Source organism: Brevundimonas sp. VNH65, from assembly GCF_049445955.1.
In the GTDB taxonomy this organism is placed as follows: domain Bacteria; phylum Pseudomonadota; class Alphaproteobacteria; order Caulobacterales; family Caulobacteraceae; genus Brevundimonas.
On sequence record NZ_JBMSDX010000008.1, the window covers coordinates 99,205 to 119,115 of the forward strand.

22 protein-coding genes are annotated in these 19,911 nt (G+C 67.7%); 14 read left to right on the forward strand and 8 right to left on the reverse strand.

The genetic code is table 11. The features are described from left to right. Positions 1–81 precede the first annotated feature (81 nt). Positions 82–735 carry an energy transducer TonB gene (locus tag ACO2Q1_RS13020; RefSeq protein WP_423329901.1) on the forward strand — a complete coding sequence of 218 codons (654 nt, stop codon included), beginning with the start codon at positions 82–84 and terminating at the stop codon, positions 733–735. Positions 736–747: 12 nt separating this feature from the next. On the opposite strand, the gene ACO2Q1_RS13025 is transcribed toward ACO2Q1_RS13020, so the two are convergent. Further along, positions 748–2,367, reverse strand: coding sequence for a family 43 glycosylhydrolase (locus tag ACO2Q1_RS13025; RefSeq protein WP_423329902.1), 1,620 nt, complete (start codon positions 2,365–2,367; stop codon positions 748–750). Between the two features lie 351 nt (positions 2,368–2,718). Here ACO2Q1_RS13025 and ACO2Q1_RS13030 point away from each other — a divergent pair, with 351 nt between their 5' ends. Next, positions 2,719–5,124, forward strand: coding sequence for a TonB-dependent receptor plug domain-containing protein (locus ACO2Q1_RS13030; protein WP_423329903.1), 2,406 nt, complete (start codon positions 2,719–2,721; stop codon positions 5,122–5,124). 32 nt (positions 5,125–5,156) lie between these two features. Here the strand turns inward: ACO2Q1_RS13030 and ACO2Q1_RS13035 are convergent, their stop codons facing one another. After that, complete coding sequence (locus tag ACO2Q1_RS13035) at positions 5,157–5,873, reverse strand: hypothetical protein (protein ID WP_423329904.1); 717 nt, start codon at positions 5,871–5,873, stop codon at positions 5,157–5,159. An 82-nt stretch (positions 5,874–5,955) separates the two neighbouring features. On the opposite strand from ACO2Q1_RS13035, the gene ACO2Q1_RS13040 reads away from it, so the two are divergent. The 5 genes from ACO2Q1_RS13040 to ACO2Q1_RS13060 are packed head-to-tail and all read left to right on the forward strand — an operon-like array spanning position 5,956 to position 9,717. Then, positions 5,956–7,506: a sensor histidine kinase gene (locus tag ACO2Q1_RS13040; protein WP_423329905.1), complete on the forward strand. Its 1,551-nt coding sequence runs from the start codon at positions 5,956–5,958 to the stop codon at positions 7,504–7,506. Beyond that, positions 7,503–7,928, forward strand: a complete 426-nt coding sequence (locus tag ACO2Q1_RS13045; RefSeq protein ID WP_423329906.1) for a response regulator — start codon at positions 7,503–7,505, stop codon at positions 7,926–7,928. Before ACO2Q1_RS13040 ends, ACO2Q1_RS13045 begins: the two co-directional genes overlap by 4 nt. Positions 7,929–7,957: 29 nt before the next feature. Continuing rightward, the gene (locus ACO2Q1_RS13050) at positions 7,958–8,977 is read left to right on the forward strand and encodes a sensor histidine kinase (RefSeq protein WP_423329907.1); all 1,020 of its coding nucleotides are present in this window, start codon (positions 7,958–7,960) and stop codon (positions 8,975–8,977) included. Between the two features lie 14 nt (positions 8,978–8,991). Continuing rightward, a complete protein-coding gene (locus ACO2Q1_RS13055; protein ID WP_423329908.1) occupies positions 8,992–9,471 on the forward strand; it encodes an NUDIX domain-containing protein in 480 nt (159 codons plus the stop codon). Positions 9,472–9,528: 57 nt separating this feature from the next. Beyond that, positions 9,529–9,717 carry a CsbD family protein gene (locus ACO2Q1_RS13060; protein ID WP_423329909.1) on the forward strand — a complete coding sequence of 63 codons (189 nt, stop codon included), beginning with the start codon at positions 9,529–9,531 and terminating at the stop codon, positions 9,715–9,717. Between the two features lie 75 nt (positions 9,718–9,792). Here ACO2Q1_RS13060 and ACO2Q1_RS13065 read toward each other — a convergent pair whose 3' ends face one another. From ACO2Q1_RS13065 to ACO2Q1_RS13085, 5 genes are read right to left on the reverse strand one after another with little or no spacing between them, the layout of a single operon-like run. Continuing rightward, complete coding sequence (locus ACO2Q1_RS13065; RefSeq protein WP_423329910.1) at positions 9,793–10,320, reverse strand: hypothetical protein; 528 nt, start codon at positions 10,318–10,320, stop codon at positions 9,793–9,795. Between the two features lie 40 nt (positions 10,321–10,360). Beyond that, positions 10,361–11,539 carry a vWA domain-containing protein gene (locus ACO2Q1_RS13070; protein WP_423329911.1) on the reverse strand — a complete coding sequence of 393 codons (1,179 nt, stop codon included), beginning with the start codon at positions 11,537–11,539 and terminating at the stop codon, positions 10,361–10,363. 5 nt (positions 11,540–11,544) lie between these two features. Further along, positions 11,545–11,850 (reverse strand): DUF86 domain-containing protein, encoded by a 306-nt coding sequence (locus tag ACO2Q1_RS13075; protein WP_423329912.1) that lies wholly within the window; start codon positions 11,848–11,850, stop codon positions 11,545–11,547. A gap of 37 nt (positions 11,851–11,887) precedes the next feature. Beyond that, positions 11,888–12,181 carry a nucleotidyltransferase family protein gene (locus ACO2Q1_RS13080; RefSeq protein ID WP_423329913.1) on the reverse strand — a complete coding sequence of 98 codons (294 nt, stop codon included), beginning with the start codon at positions 12,179–12,181 and terminating at the stop codon, positions 11,888–11,890. 14 nt (positions 12,182–12,195) lie between these two features. Beyond that, on the reverse strand, positions 12,196–12,723 hold the full coding sequence (locus ACO2Q1_RS13085) for a GNAT family N-acetyltransferase (protein WP_423329914.1): 528 nt from the start codon (positions 12,721–12,723) through the stop codon (positions 12,196–12,198). Positions 12,724–12,931: 208 nt separating this feature from the next. On the opposite strand from ACO2Q1_RS13085, the gene ACO2Q1_RS13090 reads away from it, so the two are divergent. The 7 genes from ACO2Q1_RS13090 (at position 12,932) to dxs (ending at position 18,167) form a co-directional block, all read left to right on the forward strand. Further along, complete coding sequence (locus ACO2Q1_RS13090; protein ID WP_423329915.1) at positions 12,932–13,558, forward strand: histidine phosphatase family protein; 627 nt, start codon at positions 12,932–12,934, stop codon at positions 13,556–13,558. Between the two features lie 18 nt (positions 13,559–13,576). Next, positions 13,577–14,206 (forward strand): peptidylprolyl isomerase, encoded by a 630-nt coding sequence (locus ACO2Q1_RS13095; protein WP_423329916.1) that lies wholly within the window; start codon positions 13,577–13,579, stop codon positions 14,204–14,206. Positions 14,207–14,269: 63 nt separating this feature from the next. Continuing rightward, positions 14,270–14,518, forward strand: a complete 249-nt coding sequence (locus tag ACO2Q1_RS13100) for an exodeoxyribonuclease VII small subunit (protein ID WP_423329917.1) — start codon at positions 14,270–14,272, stop codon at positions 14,516–14,518. After that, positions 14,518–14,883, forward strand: coding sequence for a tRNA-binding protein (locus ACO2Q1_RS13105; protein ID WP_423329918.1), 366 nt, complete (start codon positions 14,518–14,520; stop codon positions 14,881–14,883). Before ACO2Q1_RS13100 ends, ACO2Q1_RS13105 begins: the two co-directional genes overlap by 1 nt. Next, the gene (locus tag ACO2Q1_RS13110; protein WP_423329919.1) at positions 14,880–15,764 is read left to right on the forward strand and encodes a polyprenyl synthetase family protein; all 885 of its coding nucleotides are present in this window, start codon (positions 14,880–14,882) and stop codon (positions 15,762–15,764) included. Before ACO2Q1_RS13105 ends, ACO2Q1_RS13110 begins: the two co-directional genes overlap by 4 nt. A gap of 62 nt (positions 15,765–15,826) precedes the next feature. Then, entirely contained in the window at positions 15,827–16,249 is a 423-nt protein-coding gene (locus ACO2Q1_RS13115; RefSeq protein WP_423329920.1) for an endonuclease domain-containing protein, read from the forward strand. Between the two features lie 4 nt (positions 16,250–16,253). Beyond that, complete coding sequence (dxs, locus tag ACO2Q1_RS13120; protein ID WP_423329921.1) at positions 16,254–18,167, forward strand: 1-deoxy-D-xylulose-5-phosphate synthase; 1,914 nt, start codon at positions 16,254–16,256, stop codon at positions 18,165–18,167. A 169-nt stretch (positions 18,168–18,336) separates the two neighbouring features. Here dxs and ACO2Q1_RS13125 read toward each other — a convergent pair whose 3' ends face one another. After that, complete coding sequence (locus tag ACO2Q1_RS13125) at positions 18,337–19,905, reverse strand: carboxylesterase/lipase family protein (RefSeq protein ID WP_423329922.1); 1,569 nt, start codon at positions 19,903–19,905, stop codon at positions 18,337–18,339. Positions 19,906–19,911: the final 6 nt, after the last annotated feature.

Sequence of the window (19,911 nt, forward strand, 5' to 3'; positions counted from 1 at the left end):
CTTGTCTGGACATTCGCCTTAGTCGGTCTGTCTGCGCCTGCATGGTCCCAGGAGGCCGCCGCCAGGTGGCGGACACCACCCGTGGCCACAGAGGAAGACTTCCCGGAATTCGCAGCGACGATCGGCGTTGATGGCAGGGTCGTCCTAGATTGCCTGGCTTCCATCGACGGCCGTGTGCGCGACTGTCAGATCGTATCGGCCCGTCCTGAGTCGCTGGGATTCGAACAGGCGGCACTTGAGATTGCTTTGAGAGGCGTCATTGAACCAGCCCATGGTGTCCGAGGCGAGCCGGTGCTCAGCCGCTTCCGCTTCCGCATACCCTTCAGTTTGGATGACGAGCCGTTTGTATCAGGGCCCCGACCGCCCCGGCCAAATGTCGCTCAGGCAACTCCTTCGTCGCTGGCTCTGGCGAAGCAGCTAGTCGAACGATATGGCGTTACGTCCGCCTTTCCTCTCGAGATGGGAGGACTGCCGCTGGAACGACGCGCCGTGATAAACCGGTGGATCGACCGAGGCGAAATCGACGGGTCAGCGGAGCTGAAGGACGCGGCCGTTCAAATGACCGCTGCGATGTTTAGCGACCGACAGATGCGTACCCTACTGGCGGGCGGGCAGTTGGACTCCATGCCAGTGGTGACCGAAGAGATTTTATCGCTCGGTGATTACATACTGTGGGATGTCGATATCGGCTCCCTGCTCAGGAAGGCGTACTGTCGCCAATACGACTGCGGATGACCGAGGCCACACTTACAACGCCCGATACCGGAAGTTCCGGAACCGCGCCGCGCCCTGTCCGGCGGCGTAGAGGCCGGGCCTCAGCATCATGAAGCCGCCCCGGACGTTGTTGTTGTAGCCCGACACCTCCATCTGGCGGTCGAACTTGGTCCAGGTCCGGCCGTCGCCGCTCGTGTGCAGGGTGACGATGTTGTAGGCGTTGGTCAGGCGCAGATGGACTTTGCGGCCGTGCGAATGACCGGGACGGCCGCGCTCTATGCCGTACTGGTGGGTCACGAACCGCGCGGCGTCGAAGCCCAGCCCGGCGTACAGCGCCTTGTCGTAGAACAGGATCAGTCCGGCCGTGACGCCCGGATCGATCTCGATCTCCACCTCCATCTCATAGGCCAGGTCGCCGCAGACGAAGGTCAGGGGCGAACAGTCCGACGGCGCCGCGCCCTTGCCCTGCATGATCAGGGCGCCTTCACGCCGCTCCAGCCGCGCCGCCTCGTCCGGCCCGGCGCTGTAGAAGCTCCACTGGATGCCGTATTTGTCGGTCGAGAAGTCGTCGGACAGGGCCATGCCCGGCGTCAACGCCTCTCCGCCCGACGGCTTGGCGATCGGCTTGCTCAGGTCGCCGCCCCTGGCGCGGAACCAGCCGTCGTCCGTCCATTCGATCGGGTCCAGCAAAGTCTGGCGGCCCAGGGTCCAGTAGGCGTTCTCATAGCCGTGGTAGACCATCCACCAGGATCCGTCCGGACCTTCGACCAGGGTCGCATGGCCGCGCGACCACCATTTCTCGGCCGCCGAGGTGGTTCGCACGATGGGATTGTGCGGACAGTCCTCCCACGGACCATGGATCGACCTTGACCGCGCCGCGATCACCATATGGCCGGTGGGCGGTCCGGCCGTGCCGCCCAAAGCGGTGATCATGTAGAAATACTCGCCCCGCCGCAGCAGCTTCGGCCCTTCCTGACCGAACCCCTCGACCACCCATTCGGAGGGGAAACGCCTGGGCGTATAGACGTGCTCGACATCGCCATCGGTCGACAGGCCGTCATCCGACAGCCGCACCCGGTCGCCGCGGTGCAGGAACAGATACCGCTTGCCGTCCTCGCCGACGATGTGGCCGGGGTCGATATGGACCGGCAGCTTCAGATCGATCGGCTCGCTCCACGGCCCTTCGATCCGGTCGGCCCAGATGACGTAGTTGGAGCGATACTCCGGGAACCGCGCCGGGATGTAGATGAAGTAGCGGCCGTCGTGCTTGCACAGCTCCGGCGCCCAGACCGAGCCGATGTTCTTCGTCAGGGCGGCGGTCAGCGGCCGCCAGTTCACCAGGTCGCGCGAGCGCCAGATGTGCAGTCCGGGCACGGACTCGAAGGACGAGAACGTCATATAGTAATCGTCGCCGTCCTTGAGGATCGACGGATCGGGCCGATCGCCCGAGACGATGGGATTGAGGAACGTCCCGTCGCCCAGATCGGCGATGCGCTGGTTCTCGACACCGCGCCGCCATTTCATGTCCGCCCATTCCCGTCCGAACGGCGCGGCCTCCGCCCAGGTCTGGGCGCGGGCGGCGAGCCCCGGCGTGGCGGCGACGGCGGCGCCTCCCAGCAGGGACGACACGAAGGCGCGACGCGGCAGGCTCATTCGGGCTCTCCGGGAAAGGAAGGGTCGATGTTAGCGCAAACAAATCTCCGCGCCGTCAGTTTTCCTGTCGGGACCTGCAGAAATCCTCGACGCGCCTCGCGTTGACCGCCCGACCTTCGATCGCGATATCGGGACGGTCGTCGGGCCGTCCTCTCTCCCGCCCGCCGACGGGGACCTTCCGCATGAGCGCCGCTGTTCGACGCCCGATCCGAATGCGACTCTGTCGCCGCTGGTCCGCCTGACGGGCTCCGGCCCGTCTTCCACGTCTCTCAACACCGAAGCTCTCGACGGACGGCGCCTCGCGCCGCCGGACGACGGCTCATGTCCTTCTCGTTCCCTGGATACCCACGTATGCGCACCGCCTCCTTCCGCTTCGGCCTGTCTCTGGCCGCTTCCTCGATCGCCCTGTTCGCCGCCTTGCCCGCCTCCGCCCAGTCGGCGGCCCAGGACGAGCCCGCCGCCGTCGACGATGTCGTCGTCACCGGCACCCGCACGCCCAGCCGCTCGCGCCTCGACACCCTGGCGCCCGTCGATGTCGTCACCGCCGAGACGCTCCAGAACCGGGGCACGACCGAGTTCGCGGCCGCGCTCGCCCAGTCCGTGCCGTCCCTGACCTTCCAGCGCCCGTCGGTGACGGACGGCACGGACTCGATCCGTCCCGCCACCCTGCGCGGCCTGTCGCCGGACCAGACCCTGGTTCTGGTCAACAGCACGCGCCGCCACGCCTCGGCCCTGGTCAATGTCAACGGCTCCGTCGGGCGCGGCTCGGCGGCCGTCGATCTGAACGCCATCCCGACCGGGGCTCTGGACCGCGTGGAGGTGCTGCGCGACGGCGCCTCGGCCCAGTACGGCTCGGACGCCATCGCCGGCGTGGTCAATCTGCGTCTGAAGCAGGCCGCCTCGGGCGGCGGCGCGGGCGTCACCTACGGCCAGTATCTCACCACCGTGGAAGAGGCGCGCGGCGAACGCGACGAGACCGACGGCCAGACCGTCACCGTCTCCGCCTGGCAGGGCTTCGGCCTTGGTTCGGACGGCTATCTGACCCTGTCGGCCGAATACCTCCAGCGCGATCCGACCAACCGCTCGGGCGTCGATCCGCGCGCGGCGGCGGGCGGCCGGGTCACGGCGCGGCTGGGCGACCCCGAGGTGGATCAGTGGACCGTCTTCGCCAACGCCGGCAAGCCGCTGGCGGGCGGCTGGGACCTGTACGGCTGGGGCGGCTATCAGAACCGCGACAGCGAAAGCGCCGCCTTCCCGCGCCTGTCGGACAACGTCAACAATGTCGCCTCGATCTATCCGAACGGCTTCCTGCCTCTGATCGCCATCACCTCCAAGGACGCCTCGGCGGCGGGCGGCCTGCGCGGCCAGATCGCCGGCTGGGACGCGGACTTCAACCTGTCCTGGGGCCGCAACGCCCTGGAGTTCCGCACCGAGAACAGCCTGAACGCCACCTATGGCGCGCAATCCCCGACCAGCTTCGATTCCGGCGGCCTGATCTATGACCAGTTGGTCTTCGGCGCCGACTTCACGCGCCAACTGGATTGGGGCCTCTCCGCGCCAGTCAATCTGGCCCTGGGCGTGGAGGCGCGTCGCGAGGGCTATGAGATCGAGGCCGGCGAGCCCGCCAGCTACAATCGCGGCCCGCTGGGCGGAAACACCTCACTGGCCGGCGGCGCTCAAGGCTTTCCCGGCTTCCAGCCGTCCAACGTCGTCGATGAAAGCCGCGACGCCGTCGGCGTCTACGCCGACATCGAAATCCCGCTGACGGACAGCTTCACCGTCGCCGGGGCCGTGCGGTTCGAAGACTATTCCGACTTCGGCGACGCCCAGACGGGCAAGCTTTCGGCACGCTATGATTTCACGCCCAACTTCGCCCTGCGCGGCTCGGTCTCGACGGGCTTCCGGGCGCCGTCGCTGCAGCAGAGCTTCTTCACCTCGACCTCGTCCGTGATCCAGAACGGGGCGGTGGTGGAGACCGGCACCTTCCCGGCCACCAGCCTGATCGCCTCGACGCTCGGCGCCCGGCCGCTCAAGCCGGAGACCTCGACCAACTATTCCCTCGGGACGGTGATCCGCTTCGGCGGCTTCGACCTGACCGTCGACGCCTACAGCATCGACATTGAGAACCAGATCGTCCTGTCGGAGCTGATCAACCGCAGCTTCTCGCCCCAGGTCGCCGGCCTGCTCGATCCACTCGGCATCCAGGCCGCGCGTTTCTTCCTGAACGGCGTCGAGACGCGCACCCGGGGCGTCGATGTGGTCGGGCGCTATCGCCTGAACACCGAGACGGTCGGCGACTTCGACTTCACCGTTGCGGGCAACGTCAATGAGGTCGAGGTGCTCAAGACCCCGACTTCGTCCTCCGTGCTGAACCCGGTCCCGACCCTGTTCGCCCGCAGCCGCATCGAGACCCTCCAGCAGGGCACGCCCGACACCAAGGTCTCCGGGGCCGCAGACTGGTCCTATGGCCGGTTCGGCGCCACCGCCCGCGCCACCTATTACGCCAGCGTGGTCCAGCCGGGCTCGACGGCGGCCAGCGACTTCTCGACCGGCGACAAGACGGTGATCGACCTCGAAGGCCGCTTTCAGGTCACCGATCGCATCGGGCTGGCTGTGGGGGTGGACAATGTGTTCGACGAATACCCGGACTTCGTCCCGGCCAACCTGAACTCGAACGGGGTGGTGGCCTTCCCCTTCTACTCGCCCTTCGGCTTCAACGGCCGCTACGGCTATGCGCGTCTCAGCGTGAAATGGTGAGGGCGTCCTGAATTCCGACGAGCGGGCCCGGTTCAGCGCCGGGCCCATCCGCCGGACGAGGCGGCCATGGCCTCCGGATTGACGGCGCGGGCGATCAGGCCGGACTGGGTGATCCAGACCTCGTATTTCGCCCCGTCGGCCATGGGCATATAGGCCGCGCCGCCGTACAGGGTGTCCACGGCGTCCCAGTGCGGACGGATGCGGCGTCCGGTCTCCCACACGCTCGGCTTCCAGGGCACGTCCTGACCCAGCACCTGAACCGGCTGGTCGTCGCCCGAAATGTCGTGGACGCTGCGGGCGCCGTGGCGCTCCTGTTCGATGTCCTCATAACGGCCGGCCAGCCGCTCCAGCCGGTACTGGGAATCCAGGCCCAGGACATTGGCCCAGGGCTTCCACTTCAGCACGCGCGCCTCGATCCGCCAGTCATCGCCGTTGACCGGATAGACCCGCACGTCCGGCTCGCCGCCGCCCCGACCGGGCTTGGTCACAGTGGCTTCGAAATATTGCGGCCCCAGCTGCCTCAGGCTGATCTCCGCCACGGGTCGTTCATGCGTCAGGCGCGCATAGGTCTGGGCGTTCAGACCCAGCAGGGCCGCCGCCGTCGCCGCCCAGGCGGCCGTCGCCCCGCCGATCAGTTTCAGCGGCCCGGAGACCCAGCGCCCGGCGAAAAATGACGCCAGTCCGTTGAGCGCCAGCACGACGCCCAGGAACCCGACGATCGCGGGCGGAATCCACCACCAGTTGACCATTCACAACTCCTCGTCGCATCGCTGCGGTCCGGCGGCCCCCACGGCGCTGGACAGGTCGCCATGCGACGTTATTGCTTGAACCATGATCGACACCGACGCCAGCCGCTTCCCCATATTGGGGCGCCTGAGAGCGACTCTAGAGTCCGTGCGCGGTTCCTCGTTCGGTCGATCGCTGGGAATCCTGCTGACGGGGGTGTTCCTTCTCCTTCTGGTCGTGAACGCCAGCGGCCTGATGTTGATCCGGCACACGGCCGCCATCAACGCCGAGGTCGATCAGACCTGGCAAATCCGTCGACTGAACCGCTCGGTGCTGCTCAAGGTCGAGGAGGCGGAGACCGCCCAGCGCGGCTTTCTGCTCACCGGTCAGCCGGATCTCGCCGCCCAGCATGACGATGCACGCGCCGAGGCGCGTCAGGCCCTGGTCGAGCTCCACGCAACGACGGTAACGGACCGCCCCACACAGGACGCCGTGAAGCGTCTGACGGCGATCACCGAGGCCAAGTTCGAGGAGATGGCCCGGACCTTCGTCGCCGTCCGCCAGGGCCGGATCGGCGAGGCGGTCAGCATCGTCCGCACCGGACAGGGCCAGCAGATGATGCAGAGCCTCCGCGACGCCGTCGATCGCATTGACAGGCGACAGGGCGACCGGGTGGCGGACCTGACCACCCAGGCGCGGGCCTCCGCCGGCTGGACCGTCGCGGTCAATGCGGCCGCCGGCCTGCTGATCCTCCTGCTGGGCGGTGTGATTGCCGTCCTGGTCCGGCGCTATCTGATCGACGTGCGTTCGGCCCGTGATGCACTGGACCGCGCCAACGCCGGACTGGAAGAGACGGTCCGCGCCCGCACGGCGGCGCTGTCCCGCGCCAATGAGGAGGTCCAGCGCTTCGCCTATATCGTCAGTCACGACCTGCGTTCGCCCCTGGTCAATGTCATGGGCTACACTTCCGAGCTGGAGCAGGCCGGAAAGGCCCTGACCGCACAGGTCGATGTGGTCGAGGCCCAGGCGCCGGAGCTGGTGTCGGAGGACGCGCGCCAGGCGGTGCGCGAGGATATCCCGGAGGCCGTCGGTTTCATCCGGGCCTCGACCGAGAAGATGGATCGTCTGATCAACGCCATCCTCAAGCTCTCGCGCGAAGGGCGGCGCAACCTCGTTCCCGAAGCCCTCGATATGGACGCCATGGTCGGCCGCATCGCCGATAGCGTCAGTCATCAGGTGGCCGAAGCCGGGGCCGAGATCGTGGTCGAACCCCTGCCGGAGTTCGAGAACGATCGCCTGTCGATCGAGCAGATCATGGGCAATCTGATCGACAACGCCGTGAAATATCTCGACCCCGGCCGACCCGGCCGCATCGTCGTCTCGGGGCGGGAGCTTCCGGGAGGCTGGGTCGAATATGCGGTGCAGGACAATGGGCGCGGCATCGCCGATCGCGACCGCGAACGGGTGTTCGAACTGTTCCGCCGCGCCGGGCGTCAGGACCGTCCGGGCGAGGGGCTGGGTCTGGCCTTTGTGCGCAACAGCGTTCGGCGCCTGAACGGCGTCATTGACCTGGACTCACAGCTGGGCGAGGGCTCGACTTTCCGCCTGAAATTCCCCAAACGACTCGTCCTGTCGGACGTGGGAGACGATCTGTGAGCAACCCGGTGAAGATCGTCATGGTCGAGGACGACCATGGCCACGCCAAACTGATCGAAAAAAACATCCGTCGCGCCAATATCGCCAACGATATCCTGCACTTCGACGCCGGCCAGCCGGCCCTGGACCATCTGTTCTCCGACGAGGTGCGGGCCAACGGCCCGCTGCTGATCCTCTTGGACCTCAACCTGCCGGACATGCAGGGCACGGACATCCTGGCCGAGGTGAAGAAGGACGAGCGTCTGCGCCGCGCGCCGGTGGTGGTTCTGACCACGACCGACGACAAGACCGAGATTCAGCGGTGCTATGACCTCGGCTGCAACGTCTACATCACCAAGCCGGTCGACTATGAATCCTTCGCCGGCGCCATCCGGCAACTGGGCCTGTTCCTGTCGGTCATGCAGGCGCCGGAGATCGAGTGACGTCCGTTTCAGCCGCTGTGGGGGCCGGTGTGAGACTGCTCTACATCGACGACGACCGCGGCCTCGCCCGCCTGGTCCAGAAAGAGCTGTCGCGCCACGGCTATGACGTCGTTTGCGCCCACGACGGCGACGAGGGTCTCTCCGCGCTCGACGCCCAGACGTTCGACGTGATCGCCCTCGACCACTACATGCCCGGCCGCGACGGCATCGACGTCCTGCCCGACATCCTGGCCCGCGAGGCGCCGCCGCCGGTGGTCTATGTCACGGGCGCTCAGGAAGGACGTCTCGCGGTCGCGGCCCTGCGCGCCGGGGCGGCCGACTATGTCATCAAGGACGTGTCGGAGGACTTCACCTCCCTGCTGCGGTCGGCGCTCGAGGACGCCCTGCTGCGGCGTCGTCTGGAACGCGAGAACGCGGCGGCGCAGGAACAGGTGGCCCGTGCGCGCGACCGCGCCGAAGCCCTGCTGAAGGAGGTCAACCACCGCGTCGGCAATTCGCTGCAGCTGGTCTCGACCTTCATCGCGCTTCAGTCCCGCCAGGTCGGCGACGACGCCCGGATCGCCCTGAAGGAAGCCCAGGCCCGCATCGACGCCGTGGCCCAGGTTCACCGGCGTCTCTACACCTCCGATGACGTCACCGGCGTCGCCTTGGACGAGTATCTGGGGGGGCTGCTCGCCGAACTGGGCGCCTCTCTGGCGGCCGGCGCCGCGGCGCCGCGCATCGTGTTCGAGGCTCAACCCCTGCGGGCCAGCGTCGATCAGGCCGTCAGCCTGGGGGTCGTTGTGACCGAACTGGTCACCAACGCCGTCAAATACGCCTACGGCCCCGAACGGCCGGACGGCGAAATCCGGGTTCAACTCGTGCTGGACGACGCCGGACGCGCCCGTCTGACGGTCGAGGACGACGGGCCCGGCCTGGGCGACGGCTCGGTCAAGGGCACGGGCCTGGGCGGCAAGATCATCTCCGCCATGGCCTCGGGCCTGGGTTCGACGCTGGAGTATGATCCGGCGCACCGGGGCGTGCGCGCCGTCATCGGCTTCGCGCTCTGACTCGGCCCGCCGCCATGTCCGACCCTCGGCCCCAGTTCGGCCGTCCCGAACCCGGTCGCCCTTCCATGGACCGCCCCGCCGCCTTCGGCCTGCTGATCAGCGAGGGGCGGCTTGGGACCGTCCGCGTCACCAGGCCCGGCGAGGCGCCCTATCTCGATCTCCCCGGCGGCGCGATCGAGCCGGGCGAGGACGAGGCGCAGGCGGTCGTCAGAGAGGTCGCCGAGGAGACCGGCCTGATCGTCCGACCTCTGACCTGCATCGCCCGGGCGGGGCAGTATTTTCTCAAGTCCGACGGCGCCGCGGTCAACAATATCGGCGGCTTCTGGACCCTGGAGCTGATCGGCCAGGACCCGGCCGTAAAGATCGAGAACGACCATGAACTGGTCTGGCTCGACCCCGAGGCGGCGCTCGTCTCCCTGCGCCACCAAGCTCACGCCTGGGCGGTGACGGCGTGGCTGCGATGGGTCGAGGCGGGGAACGAAACCGGCGGCTGACCGGTTGATGAACCGAGCCGCCCGTCATCCCGGCGGGCGGAGGTTCAGGAGTTTCCCATGCCCGATCAGGATCGCATCGAAGGCGCCGCCAAGAACATCGGCGGCAAGATCAAGGAAGGCGTCGGCAAGGTCACCGGCGATGAAAAACTGAAGGCCGAAGGCAAGGCCGATCAGGTCGCCGGCAAGGTCCAGAACACCGTCGGCGGCGTCAAGGACAGCCTGCGCGACGCCGACCGTCGCCACTGACACGCTTTCGATTGTTGTCGAAGGGCCGCTCCCGCCGGGAGCGGCCCTTGTCGCGTCCGGCGTCGTGTTCCGTGATCAGTCGCCGCCGCCGAACAGCCGGATCGACAGCCCCTCGCGCGCGGGGGCGTTGGCGGGGCGGCAGGTGCGCTCGAAGGTCACGCCGCCGCCGGGAACGGCCCGCGGCCGCTCATCGCACACCTCGGGGGCGGGGCCATCGCGGCCGACCATGGCGCGCTCCTCCGGCGCGCAGGTCAGGTCATATCCGCCCGCCGTGTTCGACACCTGACGACAGTTGGAAATGGCCGAGGGCTGCAGGCCGGCGGGCAGCCGATCGCCCAGCGCCGCCTTCAGCTGCAATCGTACGCGGGCCTGACACGCATCCATCGCCTCGTCGCCGCGCAGGCTGGGATGGCACTGCGATCGCTCCCAGGCATAGGGATCGGCCATGGCCCAGTCGGGCAGGGCAGGGGCCGTCGCGATCGCAGGTTCCGTGGCCGCGACCGGTTCGCTCGCCTCGGTGGGCGGGGCGGGTGACGTCCAGGCGATGGTGCCGGCCGCCGCCTGGGTGGAGAGCAACAGAAGCGCCAAGGTCGTCGCCAGCATCGTCAGTCTCCACTCCACACGCCGCCTGAGACGGCTCCCACTATCGGCTCAGCGTCCGCATCGCCCGGTCCAGACCGTCCAGGGTCAGGGGGAACATCCGCTCCTCCATGACCTCGCCGATCAGTTTCACCGACGCGGTGTATTCCCAGTATCGCTCGGCCACCGGATTCAGCCAGATCGACCGCTCCCAGTGATCGACGGCCCGTTTCAGCCAGACCGCGCCGGCCTCCTCGTTCCAGTGCTCGACCGACCCTCCCGGCATGGTGACCTCATAGGGACTCATGGTCGCGTCGCCGACGAAGATCGCCCGCCAGTCGCCGCCGAACCTGTTCAACACCTCCCAGGTCGGGGTTTTCTCGGTGTGCCGGCGCCGGTTGTCCTTCCAGACCCCTTCGTAAAGGCAGTTGTGGAAATAGTAGAATTCCAGATTCTTGAACTCGGTGCGGGCCGCCGAAAACAGCTCCTCCACCAGCTTGATGTGGCCGTCCATCGAGCCGCCGACATCCAGGAACAGGATCACCTTGATCGTGTTGCGCCGCTCCGGTCGCATCTGGATGTCCAGCCAGCCTTGGCGCGCCGTGCCGTCGATGGTGCCGTCGATGTCCAGCTCGTCCGGTGCCCCCTGACGGACGAAGCGACGCAGGCGGCGCAGGGCCACCTTGATGTTGCGCGTACCCAGCTCGACCGAGTCGTCCAGGTTCCGGTATTCGCGCTTTTCCCAGACCTTGACCGCGCGCCCCTGCTTGCCCGGTCCGCCGATGCGCACGCCCTCGGGGTTATAGCCGCCGTGGCCGAACGGACTGGTTCCGCCCGTCCCGATCCATTTGTTTCCGCCTTCGTGCCGCCCCTGCTGTTCCTCCAGCCTCTGGCGCAGGGTGTCCATCAGCTTTTCGAAGCCGCCCAGCGCCTCGATCTGGGCCTTCTCCTCGTCGGTCAGGAATTTTTCGTTCAGCAGGCGCAGCCAGTCCTCAGGAATGTCCGCCGACACCGCCTCGCCGGCGCCGACGGTCTCGACACCCTTGAACACCTGGCCGAACACCTGATCGAACCGGTCATAATGCTTCTCGTCCTTCACCAGCACCGCGCGCGACAGGTGATAGAAGTCCTCGACCCGGCGGTCGGTCACGCCCTTGTCCATGGCCTCCATCAGATGGAGCCATTCCTTCATCGACACCGGAACCTTGGCGTCCTTCAGGGCGGTGAAGAAGGGCAGGAGCATTGTCTTTACAGGATGTCTTCGGGAGGCGGAGGCACAGGAAGGGTTTGAGCCAGGATTGGGATGTCGATCGTTGCCAGCTTCCACAACTCGGCGTGATCGATCTGTCGATATTCGTGTGCGATCAAATGTCGAAGGTTCGCCATCTTCTGCCAGGCGATTTCCGGATGTTCTTCTCGGGTCGATCTGCTGACCTTGTTGGCGGACTCGCCCAGACGGAGGAAATACATCGCCAGCGCGTGAGGCTTGGCCAAATCCGTAAGAAAACTGTCCTCCTGCTCATTCTGGATCAGGCGCGCGATTTCCGCGATCAACCGTCGCATCTCGAAGACATGAGCTGCGTCTCGCGGTTCAGACCACAAGTGCGTCGCGCTCCGCCGTGTATCGGATGTAAGGATTGGTCAAAGCGGCTTCGACGACCAACTCGACCTTGACCCCGAGCTTGGCGGCGAGCGCATCTTCAACATCGTAACTGCCCCAGCGGCGGGCGAGCGGCCTGGACGCGTTCACCAGCAAATCCACGTCGCTGTTCGGCCCGGCCTCGTCGCGCGCATAGCTGCCGAACAGGCGCACGTTCACGATCCCCTGCTCGGCCAGCCAGGGCTTCAGTTCGCGCAGCTTTTCCAGCAGTTCAGCGCGGGTCATGGCGCCAACATAGTCTATCCCCGGCGCAAGATGAACTCGTCGTCCAGCCAGTCGCCCACCTGGTACTGATATTCGCCGGCTTTTTCGAACCCATGGGCGGCGTAGAGGCGTTGTGCTTTCAGATTGCCGCTCCAGACCCCGATCCACAGGGCGCCGGTGGTGTTGGCGGCCATCCAGTCCAGAGACAGCTTCAGCAACGCCGTACCCAGCCCCAGTCCCTGCGCGGCCTTGTCGACATACAGGCGACGCAACTCCGTCTCCCCGGCTTTCGCGTCCGGATGCGGCAGACCGTTCGGCCCGACGTTGGCGAAGGCCAGCAGGGTGCCGTCCCGCTCCGCCACCCACCACGCCGCCCCCGGTTCCTGCAGTTTTCGCGCGAAGGCCGGAGCGCTCCAGGACTCCTCGAAAAAGCGCGCCAGGTCCGTGGCGGGATAGGGGATGCCGAAACCTTCGACGAAGGTGTCGAGGAACGACCGCCAGCCCATGTCGGACAGGGTCGGGGCGTCTTCGGGGCGGGCAGGGCGGATCAGCGGGGTGGTCATCCGCCGCCGATACACCGGCTCGCGGTCGCCGTCATCGGCGAGGTCGAAGGCGGGTCGGCGGGCGTCGCATCCATCGTGGCGGCTTGTGTCGGCCCGCGCCGACCTTTACCACCCTTGCCGAGGGCGCGGCCCAAGGTGTTCGAGTCGTGGGGAAACGGGGAGGATTGAGGAAAGCCGCCGACCGACCCGTCGACAGCCCCCTCGCGCCATGACTGTTCCCGCCTCTGACCTCGCACAAGATCAGCCCGTTACAGCGTCTGGACGCCCGGGCGCCATCACCCTGACCCGGCACGGCAAGCCGGCCCTGTCGCGCAAATGCCTCCTGACCGCTCAGGGTTACGGCCGCTGGTGGGCCGAGTATGAGCGGCTGGGCCTCTTCCCCGGACAATCCGCCCCGGCCGCCCTGGCCGACGCCGCGCAGCGTGCGGACCTTCTGATCTCGTCCACGCGGCCGCGCGCCCGGGAATCGGCGGACCTGGCCGCGCCCGGCCGGGACGTTCGCGTCGATCCGCTGTTCATCGAGGCCGCCCTGCCGCCCCCGCCGGTACCGGAGTGGATCAAGCTCTCGCCGCGCTTCTGGGGCGTGGTGTCACGCTTCTGGTGGCATGTCTTCAACCACCACGACGGCCAGGAAACCCGAGCCCAGGCCGAGGCCCGCGCGGGCCAGGCCGCCGACTTTCTGATCGATGCGGCCGCGGGGGGCAGGGATGTGGTGGTCTTCGCCCACGGCTATTTCAACCACATGGTCGGCGTCCGCCTGAAGGCGCGCGGTTGGCGGCTGGCGGAGAACCAGGGCTTCAAATACTGGTCCCAGCGCCGTTTCGAGGCCGGCTGAAGAGATCAGGAGCCGAGCATGGATCGTCGTCTCTTCCATACCCTGGTTCTCGCGACAGTCCTGTGCGCGTCATCGGTCCTGGCCCAGACCGCGCCGTCACCGACAGCCGATGCCGCGCCGCGCGATCAGGTCGTGCTGGAGACCAGCGCGGGGGCAATCGTCATCGCCCTCGACCCGGCGGCGCCCGTCACCTCGGCCAACTTCCTGCGATATGTCGAAGAAAAGCGGCTCGACGGCGTGGACTTCTATCGGGCGATGAAGATCACTCCGACCATGGGCCTGATCCAGGGCGGAACCCAGAACGCCCCCGATCGCATCCTGCCCCCCATCGCCCATGAGCCGACCAGCGAGACGGGCCTCAGCCATGTCGACGGCGCGGTCTCCATGGCGCGTTTCGATCCCGGTTCGGCGACAGGAGACTTCTTCATCATCGTCGGCGATGTGCGCAGTCTGGACGCCGGGCGCGGCGCCCCGGGCGACCCCGGCTTCGCCGTCTTCGGCCGGGTGGTCCAGGGCATGGACATCGTCCGGGGGATCATGACCTCGCCGACCTCTCCGACCGAGGGCGAAGGGTCCATGCGTGGTCAGATGCTGGAGCCGCGCATCCGCATCGTCTCGGCGCGCAGGGTCACGGCAGACCCGGACTGACATCACGTCCGGCCCTGCGGATAGGCGTTGAACCCGCTGGTTCTCGCGCCTAGGTTCCGCGCCATGACCGACGCCCCCGCCGACCTGTCCTCCCTCAGCTTCGAAGACGCCCTGGCGCGGCTTGAAATCATCGTCTCGCGCCTGGAGTCCGGCCAGGCGCCGCTGGAGGAATCGATCACCCTCTATGAGGAGGGGGCCAGGCTCAAGGCGCACTGCGAAACCCGGCTGAAGGCCGCCCAGCTGCGTGTGGAGAAGATCCTCGTCGGTCCCGACGGCCAGGCCAGGGGCGTGGAACCGGCCGAGTTCGGCTGATGACGCCGCTTATCGACGCGCCAGCGTCCGACCGGATCGCCTTCGACGACTTCATGAAGGTGGACATCCGCGTCGGCCGCATCCTCAAGGCCGAGCCGTTCCCGGAGGCGCGCAAGCCCGCCTACAAGCTGACGATCGACTTCGGCCCGACGGTCGGGGTGAAGAAGTCCTCGGCCCAGATCACCCGCCACTACACCCTGGACGAACTGGACGGGCGGCTCGTCGCGGCCGTCGTCAACTTCCCGCCGCGCCAGATCGGCCCGATCATGTCCGAGGTGCTGACGCTGGGCTTTCCCGACGCGGACGGCGAGGTGGTGCTGGTCGGGGTCGATCGCGACGCCGTCGTCGGCGGGAGGCTGTTTTGAGTCCCGTTCAGGCCCGTGTGGCCGAGGTCGCCGATCAGGTCGAGCGGGCGCTGGATCGCCTGCTGCCGACCGGCGAGGGCCTGGAGGTTCGCCTCACGGACGCCATGCGCTACGCCGCCCTGGGTCCCGGCAAACGGTTGCGGCCCTTCTTCGCGATCGAGGCCGGCCGGGTGCTGGGCGCGAATGAAACCGCCGTGCTGCGCGCCGCCTGCGCCCTGGAGTGCATCCACGCCTATTCGCTGGTCCATGACGACCTGCCCTGCATGGACGACGACGACCTGCGTCGCGGCCGCCCGACCGTCCACCGCCAGTATGACGAGGCGACCGCCGTCCTGACCGGCGACGCCCTACAGAGCGCGGCCTTCGAGATCGTGCTCGATCCCGCCACCCACGAGGACGCCGAAATCCGCGCCGAACTGGGCCTGCGTCTGGCGCGGGCGTCCGGCGCGCTCGGCATGGCGGGCGGCCAGATGGTCGACCTGCTCGGCGTGCGCGACGACCTGGACGGCGTCGCCCGCATGCAGAGGCTGAAGACCGGCGCCCTGATCGGCCATGCCTTCGAAATCCCCCTGGTCATCGCCCGCGCCGATCCGGCGGCCCGGTCGGCCCTGACCGGCTTCGCCGATGACATCGGCCTCGCCTATCAGATCGTTGACGACCTGCTGGACGTCGAGGGTTCGGCCGAGGAGATGGGCAAGGCGGCGGGCGGCAAGGATGCGGCGCTGGGCAAGACCAATTTCGTCACCCTGCTCGGGCTGGAAGAGGCGCGTCACAGGGTCGCGCATCTGGCCGATCAGGCCCGGGCCCGGCTGGCCCCGTTCGGTCCGGACGCGGAAATCCTCAGGTTGAGCGTGGACTTTGTGCTAAACCGCCGTAGTTGACGCTCCTTCTCCCCTCGGGGGAGAAGGTGGCCCGTAGGGTCGGATGAGGGGGCTGTCGGCCCATGTGGCAATCGTCGAAGGAGACGCAACGCGCAAAACGGCTTCGGGCGGCCGTCACCAAGGCGGAGACGATCCTGTGGAGCCATGTCCGTGATCGCCGCTTCGATGGATGGAAGTTCAGGCGCCAAAGTCCTGTCGCCGGCGCAGTCTGCGATTTCGTCTGCGCGGATTTGAAGCTGGTGGTCGAACTGGATGGTGGCGTGCACCGTTTACGACCGGAACAAGATGATCTGCGCGACGCTAGGTTGCGTGAAGCCGGATTCACGGTCTTGCGTTCGGCGAATGAAGCGTTTTTGAGCAATCCGAACCATCTCTTCGCCGCGATCCGTCGTCATGCAGCCAGCCTGCAGACGCCGCCCCCTCATCCGAGCCGCTTCGCGGCCCACCTTCTCCCCCGAGGGGAGAAGGATAAAGGTCTGATTTGAGTTGTTGATGCCCCACACTCCCCTCCTCGATACGGTCAAGCTGCCTGCCGACATGCGGGGCTTCGACGCCGCCCAGCTCAAACAGCTGGCCGAGGAGTTGCGCGCCGAGACGATCGACGCCGTGTCGGTCACCGGCGGCCACCTGGGCGCGGGTCTGGGGGTGGTCGAGCTGACCGTGGCCCTGCACCATGTGTTCGACACCCCGAACGACATCCTGATCTGGGACGTCGGTCACCAATGCTATCCGCACAAGATCCTGACCGGGCGGCGCGACCGCATCCGCACCCTGCGCATGGGCGGCGGCCTGTCGGGCTTCACCAAGCGGTCGGAGAGCGAATACGACCCCTTCGGCGCGGCCCACGCCTCCACCTCCATCTCGGCGGCGCTCGGCTTCGCGGCGGCGCGCGAGCAGAAGGGCGGGTCGAACAAGGTGGTGGCCGTGATCGGCGACGGCTCGATGTCGGCGGGCATGGCCTATGAGGCGATGAACAACGCCGCCGAGACGGCCGGCCAGTTGATGGTCATCCTCAACGACAACGACATGTCGATCGCCCCGCCGGTCGGGGGAATGAGCGCCTATCTGGCCAAACAGGTCTCGGGCGGCGCCTACCAGAACTTCCGCAAGTTCGGGAAGAAGGTGGCCCAGCACATGCCGCGTCCGTTCCGCAACGCGGCGCGCAAGGCCGAGGAATACGCCCGCGGCATGGTCGTGGGCGGCACCCTGTTCGAGGAGTTGGGCTTCTACTACGTCGGTCCGGTCGACGGGCACGACCTCGACAATCTGGTGCCCATCCTGAAGAACGCGGCGGCCATCACCGACCGTCCGGTGCTGGTCCATGTCGTGACCCAGAAGGGCAAGGGCTATGCGCCGGCCGAGAGCAGCGCCGACAAGCTGCATGCGGTGGTCAAGTTCGATGTGGTCTCGGGCAAGCAAGCCAAGAGCGTCTCCAACGCCCCCAGCTACACCAAGGTGTTCGGGACGGAACTGATCAAGCGCGCCGCGCTGGATCCCTCCATCGTCGCCATCACCGCCGCCATGCCCTCGGGCACGGGACTGGACCTGTTCGGCCAGGCCTATCCGGACCGCACCTATGACGTCGGCATCGCCGAACAGCATGCGGTGACCTTCGCGGCCGGTCTGGCGGCGGACGGGATCAAGCCGGTCTGCGCCATCTATTCGACCTTCCTCCAGCGTGGCTACGACCAGGTGGTTCACGACGTGGCCATCCAGAGCCTGCCTGTGCGCTTCGCCATGGACCGGGCGGGACTGGTCGGCGCCGACGGGGCGACCCACGCGGGCAGCTTTGACATCGGCTTCATGGGCGCCTTGCCGGGCATGGTGCTGATGGCCGCCTCGGACGAGGCCGAACTGGCGGCCATGATCGCGACCTCACTGGAAATCGACGACCGGCCCAGCGCGTTCCGCTATCCGCGCGGCGACGGCGTCGGGGTCGAAATCCCGGAACTGGCAGCGCCGCTGGAGATCGGCAGGGGCCGCATCGTGCGCGAGGGAACCTCGGTCGCGATCTTGTCGCTGGGGACGCGCCTTCAGGAATCGCTGAAGGCCGCTGACCTTCTCGCCGCGCGCGGGGTCTCGGCCACCGTCGCCGACGCCCGCTTCGCCAAGCCCCTGGACGCCGACCTGATCCTGCGTCTGGCGCGCGAGCACGAGGCCCTGATCACGGTGGAGGAGGGCGCCATGGGCGGTTTTGGCGCCTTCGTCCTCCAACTGCTTGCCTCAAGGGGCGCCCTCGACGCCGGGCTCAAGATCCGCACCCTGACGCTGCCCGACATCTTCCAGGATCAGGACAGCCCGGCCGCCATGTACGCCGCCGCCGGCCTCAACGCCGACCAGATCGCGGCCTCCGCCCTGGCGGCGCTGGGCGTGGACGCGGCGCGGGGGGCGGTGCGGGCGTAGCCGCATTCCTCCCCCACCGGGGGAGGGGGACCGCGACCCGTAGGGCGGCGCGCAGCAGCCAAGCGGTGGAGGGGCCAACCGCGCACGTCGGAGTCTGGATAAGGCGCCCTTCGTCACGGCGCGAAGGCGCGCCGCGCCACCTCCCCCAGTGGGGGAGGAATAGGATCGGCTACGTCCCCGGCTGGACGTACGGGATCATCGAGAAGAACGCCCGTTCGTCGCCGCGCGGATCGTCGGCCATGCGGCTGTCGACATCGAACAGCATCGTCTGGCGGCGCGGCAGCTCATAGCGGTCCCAGCGCGCCAGGCCGGGATGGTTCGGGTCGCCGGTCCGGGCCAGGGCGATGAAGGCGTCGCTCATACGGTCAGCCACCCCCTGCGCGCCCGGTCCCTTCACCCTCGAGGCCGGGATGTCGACATTGTCGAACACCAGCGGAATGTCCGCCGTGTGGAAGGCGCCCCTGCGTCCCGACGGCATCTCGCCGGGGAAGTCCAGCTGATAGACCCAGGCGGGCGATCCCGCCTTCGCCCGTTCCTCGGCCTCGATCACGGCGCCGCGCCAGGATCTCCCGGCCGTGGTCGCCCCGATCAGCACCTGGTCAGGGGTCCAGTCGGGCTTCATCCGGCGATAGGCGGCGATGATCGGCGCCGGGTCGATGTCGATCCGCATGACGCCGGGCGTCAGCCGGGCGGGCAGGGTGTCCCAGGTCAGGTTCGCATTGGCCGGGTCATTGCCCATGAAGCCCAGGGTCTCTTCGCGCGTATTGCCGATGATCATCGGAATGTGGCGGCCCACCGGCGAGGCGTCGGGATAGAAGGGGTGTCGCGGCAGGCTGCGGAAATCCAGCACCGGCCCGAAATACAGACCTCCGAAACCCAGAATGGGGTCCTCGGCCGACATGGCCTCCAGCAGCGTCTCGATCGGCGCCGTCAGGGTCTCGGCCGCGCGATCCGGCGTCAGCCCCATGGCCGCCAGCCAGGTCTCGGTCCGCCGCCGGGCGTTGATGGGGCCGGACGCGGTGACCTGTTGCCCGCTCATGGTCGCGGCGCTGTGGAACAGGCCGGAAGCGGCCGGCGTGGCCATCAGGGTGGCGATCTTGGCGCCGCCGCCGGACTGGCCGAACACCATGACGCGCGACGGGTCCCCGCCGAAGGCCGCGATGTTGTCGCGCACCCACTGCAGCGCCAGGATCAGGTCCAGCTGACCGACATTGCCGCTGTCTTCAAGACCCGGGACCAGGGGCGCCAGATAGGCGTAGCCGAAGACGTTCAGCCGGTGGTTCACCGTCACCACCACCACATCCCCGCGGCGGCTCAGCCGGGTTCCTTCGTACAGCGGATGGCTGCCCGATCCCGATGAATAGGCGCCGCCGTGGATATAGACCATGACCGGCCGCTTCCCGGCGTCGGTCGCGGGCGTCCAGACGTTCAGGAACAGGCAGTCCTCGCTCTGGGCCTCCCCGCCGCCGCGCTGGGGGCTGGCCGCGCCATAGTCGACGGCGCGCAGCGTATCAGTCCACGACGCGGGCGGCTCCGGCGGCATGAACCGCTTCGTCGGCGCGCCATAGCGCACGCCCTTGAACACGGCCACGCCGTCGTTGCGGGTTCCCGTGACGGGTCCGTGCCGGGTCTGGACGCGCGGGTCGGCGGTCGCTCCCGCACGCCTCTGGGCGACGGAGGGCGAGGCGAAGACGGCGGCGGCCAGGCCGGACGCCAGGGCTTTGCGACGATCGATCATGTCCAT

Bases quoted from the DNA above. Each gene is read 5' to 3' on its own strand.
- ACO2Q1_RS13025 (WP_423329902.1), bottom strand. From the start codon at position 2,367: ATGAGCCTGCCGCGTCGCGCCTTCGTGTCGTCCCTGCTGGGAGGCGCC.
- ACO2Q1_RS13030 (WP_423329903.1), top strand. From the start codon at position 2,719: ATGCGCACCGCCTCCTTCCGCTTCGGCCTGTCTCTGGCCGCTTCCTCG.
- ACO2Q1_RS13035 (WP_423329904.1), bottom strand. From the start codon at position 5,873: ATGGTCAACTGGTGGTGGATTCCGCCCGCGATCGTCGGGTTCCTGGGC.
- ACO2Q1_RS13040 (WP_423329905.1), top strand. From the start codon at position 5,956: ATGATCGACACCGACGCCAGCCGCTTCCCCATATTGGGGCGCCTGAGA.
- ACO2Q1_RS13055 (WP_423329908.1), top strand. From the start codon at position 8,992: ATGTCCGACCCTCGGCCCCAGTTCGGCCGTCCCGAACCCGGTCGCCCT.
- ACO2Q1_RS13060 (WP_423329909.1), top strand. From the start codon at position 9,529: ATGCCCGATCAGGATCGCATCGAAGGCGCCGCCAAGAACATCGGCGGC.
- ACO2Q1_RS13065 (WP_423329910.1), bottom strand. From the start codon at position 10,320: ATGCTGGCGACGACCTTGGCGCTTCTGTTGCTCTCCACCCAGGCGGCG.
- ACO2Q1_RS13070 (WP_423329911.1), bottom strand. From the start codon at position 11,539: ATGCTCCTGCCCTTCTTCACCGCCCTGAAGGACGCCAAGGTTCCGGTG.
- ACO2Q1_RS13080 (WP_423329913.1), bottom strand. From the start codon at position 12,181: ATGACCCGCGCTGAACTGCTGGAAAAGCTGCGCGAACTGAAGCCCTGG.
- ACO2Q1_RS13085 (WP_423329914.1), bottom strand. From the start codon at position 12,723: ATGACCACCCCGCTGATCCGCCCTGCCCGCCCCGAAGACGCCCCGACC.
- ACO2Q1_RS13090 (WP_423329915.1), top strand. From the start codon at position 12,932: ATGACTGTTCCCGCCTCTGACCTCGCACAAGATCAGCCCGTTACAGCG.
- ACO2Q1_RS13095 (WP_423329916.1), top strand. From the start codon at position 13,577: ATGGATCGTCGTCTCTTCCATACCCTGGTTCTCGCGACAGTCCTGTGC.
- ACO2Q1_RS13100 (WP_423329917.1), top strand. From the start codon at position 14,270: ATGACCGACGCCCCCGCCGACCTGTCCTCCCTCAGCTTCGAAGACGCC.
- ACO2Q1_RS13105 (WP_423329918.1), top strand. From the start codon at position 14,518: ATGACGCCGCTTATCGACGCGCCAGCGTCCGACCGGATCGCCTTCGAC.
- ACO2Q1_RS13115 (WP_423329920.1), top strand. From the start codon at position 15,827: ATGTGGCAATCGTCGAAGGAGACGCAACGCGCAAAACGGCTTCGGGCG.
- ACO2Q1_RS13125 (WP_423329922.1), bottom strand. From the start codon at position 19,905: ATGATCGATCGTCGCAAAGCCCTGGCGTCCGGCCTGGCCGCCGCCGTC.